Source organism: Mesorhizobium sp. M7A.T.Ca.US.000.02.2.1 (assembly GCF_003996995.1).
Classification (GTDB): Bacteria; Pseudomonadota; Alphaproteobacteria; order Rhizobiales; family Rhizobiaceae; genus Mesorhizobium.
Genome location: NZ_RZTT01000555.1, coordinates 1 through 3,226, shown reverse-complemented (window position 1 = coordinate 3,226; position 3,226 = coordinate 1). Strand labels below are relative to the sequence as shown.

The 3,226-nt window shown below is 61.6% G+C and carries 3 protein-coding genes and 1 pseudogene; all 4 read right to left on the bottom strand.

Annotated elements, in window-relative coordinates; genetic code table 11:
• Positions 1-161 (bottom strand): annotated as a pseudogene (locus tag EOD15_RS31445) (enoyl-CoA hydratase); the annotation flags it as partial.
• Between the two features lie 123 nt (positions 162-284).
• Positions 285-1,259 carry a magnesium/cobalt transporter CorA gene (gene corA, locus EOD15_RS31440; protein ID WP_127270555.1) on the bottom strand — a complete coding sequence of 325 codons (975 nt, stop codon included), beginning with the start codon at positions 1,257-1,259 and terminating at the stop codon, positions 285-287.
• 226 nt (positions 1,260-1,485) lie between these two features.
• Positions 1,486-2,589, bottom strand: coding sequence for a redox-regulated ATPase YchF (gene ychF, locus EOD15_RS31435; RefSeq protein ID WP_127270552.1), 1,104 nt, complete (start codon positions 2,587-2,589; stop codon positions 1,486-1,488).
• 91 nt (positions 2,590-2,680) lie between these two features.
• A partial coding sequence (gene pth, locus EOD15_RS31430; protein ID WP_127409167.1) for an aminoacyl-tRNA hydrolase occupies positions 2,681-3,226 on the bottom strand: 546 nt, incomplete at its 5' end.

The window sequence follows — 3,226 nt, the reverse complement described above, 5'->3', positions numbered from 1 at the left end:
ATGCTGGCCTTGCCGGCTTCCTCGTCGAGATGCATTGGCTGCGGGTCAAATTCTCCGGCAAATTCGACGATCTCGGCGGCACTCACGAGCTTCGAGCCGAGGTCGATCGATGCGCCCTCGATGAAGTCCTCATAGGCCCATGTCTTTATCTCTGCAGTCATGGTCTGGAATCCGGCTTGTCGACCCACAATCCCCAGGATCGGGGCTTCCGGATGCAGGCCGGCGTTCATTTGGTCAAGCGATTTTTACTGCGCCAGCCTGTGGCAGCCGATCGACAAGGCCACTCAGAGCCAGCCGCGGCGGCGGAAGTACCAGAAGGGCAGGATCGCCGACAGCACCATCATGGCGATGGCGAAGGGATAGCCAAGTTGCCATTTCAACTCGGGGATGATGTCGAAATTCATGCCGTAGATCGAGGCGACCAAAGTCGGCGGCAGGAAGATGACGGCGGCGACCGAGAAGATCTTGATGATGGCGTTCTGCTCGATCGAGATCATGCCGAGCGTGGCGTCGAGCAGGAAGGAGATCTTCTGCGACAGGAAGGTGGCGTGGTCGGCGAGCGACAGCACATCGCGAGACAGCGTCTTGATGCGCGCCTTGGTGTCCTTGCTCATCTTGGTGCGGGTCGAGGCATGGGCGAAGAAGCCTGCCAGGCGCTGCAGCGAGATCAGGCTGTCGCGGATCGAGGAGGCAATGTCCTCCTTGCGGCCGATGGCTTTCAGCAACTCCTGGAAATCACGGTTGCGCTTGGAAACCTTGGTCGACCGCGCCTCGAAGATATCGCGCGAGATCGCCTCGATGTCGCGGCCGGCGCGTTCCAGAATGTCGGCGAGACGGTCGACGATCGCCTCCAGCAAGCCGATCAGGATGGTGTCGCCGCTGGTGCAGCCGGTCGCCACCTTTTCGGCGCGCTGCGGAAAGGTCTTGAAAGCTTTCGGTTCGTGGTAGCGTACCGTGATCAGCCTTGTGCCGGCGAGCACGAAGGTAACCGGGGACATCAAGGGATCGTCGATTTCGGTCTGGGCGGGCAGGGTGGCGGTCATGAAATAGGCGCCGTCCTCGACATAGAGGCGGCTCGAAATCTCGATCTCCTCCATCTCCTCGCGCGTCGGAATGGCAACGCCGAGCCAGCTCTCGATCGTCGCTTCCTCTTCCTTGGTCGGGTTGAACAGGTCCGCCCAGACGATGGTCTCGCTGTTTGCCAGGAGATCGTCGACGACGCGCAGGCGGTCATTGTCCACGACGAAGGCCTTGATCATCGCCTGATATCCCTTGCTGGGGCCAAAGGGTGCGTTCAGATTGACGCGTCGTGTTGGATTGCACGGGTTCTCGACGTCAGCGCCGACCGTGCGTCTGCCGCTTAGACCCGTGACGTGACAAAATCAAGACAAGCGGCTGTCGGGCGGATGGCCGCCGTCGCCTTGGAAGCATGTATCGAGGAACTTCGCCGACAGCTTGCCGGGATGTTCTCGAGCGCTTCAGGCATCAGGTGTTGAACTTGAACAACAGCACATCGCCGTCCTGGACGACATATTCCTTGCCTTCGTCACGCGCCTTGCCGGCTTCCTTGGCCGCGACTTCGCCGCCCAGTGTGACGAAGTCGTTGTAGGAGATGGTCTGGGCGCGGATGAAGCCGCGCTCGAAATCGGTGTGGATGACACCGGCGGCCTGTGGCGCCTTATCGCCCTTATGGATGGTCCAGGCGCGCGTCTCCTTCGGCCCAGCGGTGAAATAGGTGATAAGATGCAACAGGTCGTAGCCGGCTCGGATGACCTTGTTGAGGCCGGGCTCGTCGAGGCCGAGCGAGGACAGGAATTCCATCTCTTCCTCGTCCGAGAGTTGCGCGACTTCGGCTTCGATCGCCGCCGAGATCACCACGGTGCCGGCGCCCTGCGCGGTGGCCATCTTCTCCACGGCCCTGGTGTGTTCGTTGCCGGTGGCGGCATCGGCCTCCGCGACATTGCAGACATAGAGCACGGGATGCGAGGTCAGAAGGTTCAGGCCCTGCAGGATGCGTAAATCTTCGGCTGAAATACCCTTGAGCAGGATGCGGGTCGGCTTGCCGGCCTGCAGCAGTTCGAGCGCTGCCTCCATCAACGGCAGCACGGTCGTCGCTTCCTTGTCCTTGCTGCCGGCGCGCTTGCGGATCTGGACGATGCGGCGCTCGATGCTGTCGAGGTCGGCGAGCATCAGCTCGGTCTCGACCGTCTCGGCATCGGCGACGGGGTCGATGCGGCCCTCGACATGGGTGATGTCGTCATCCTCGAAGCAGCGCAGCACATGCACGATGGCGTCGACCTCACGGATGTTGGCGAGGAACTGGTTGCCCAGCCCTTCGCCCTTCGAGGCACCGCGCACCAGGCCGGCAATGTCGACGAAAGAGATGCGAGTTGGAATGATCTCCTTCGACTTGGCGATCGCGGCGATCTTCTGCAGGCGCGGATCTGGCACCGCCACCTCGCCGGTGTTCGGTTCGATGGTGCAGAATGGATAGTTGGCGGCTTGCGCCGCAGCCGTTCTGGTCAACGCGTTGAAAAGCGTCGACTTGCCGACGTTGGGCAAGCCAACGATGCCGCATTTGAAACCCATTTTTGTTCGGTCCTATCGGGAAAATAGAAATTTGATCAGGGCTATGGGCGATAGGGGTGATCAACGTCAAGCCCTTCGGTCCCCTTGATGCTCAGTCCTTGCCGCCGAACAGCTTCTTCAGCATGGCGGCCATTGGACCGCTTTCCGGCAGCTTGACCACCGGCTGTTGAGGCCGTGCTTGGCGGACATGACTTTGCTGCTTGTGCGCCGACTGCTTCTGCGCTGGCTTTTCGGGCTCCGGCCCGGCCTTGCCCTGGACGGCGAGACTGGCCTTATTCATGAAGCCGGATTCGTCGCCCTTGACGATCATGGCGGCATTGTCGGCGATCGCGTCGAGCAGCGGGTCGAGCCATTCGCGGTCGGCTTTGGCGAAATTGCCGAGCACATGGTGCTGGACCATTTCCTTGACGCCGGGATGGCCGACGCCGATGCGCACGCGGCGATAGCCATTGCCGATATGACCGTCGATCGACCGGATGCCGTTGTGGCCGCCGGCGCCGCCACCGGTCTTGATGCGCAGCTTGCCTTCGGCAAGGTCGATCTCGTCATAGAAGACGGTGAGCGCGGAAAGCTCGAGCTTGTAGAAGCGCAGTGCTTCGCCGACCGACTGGCCGGACAGGTTCCTGAAGGTCTGCGG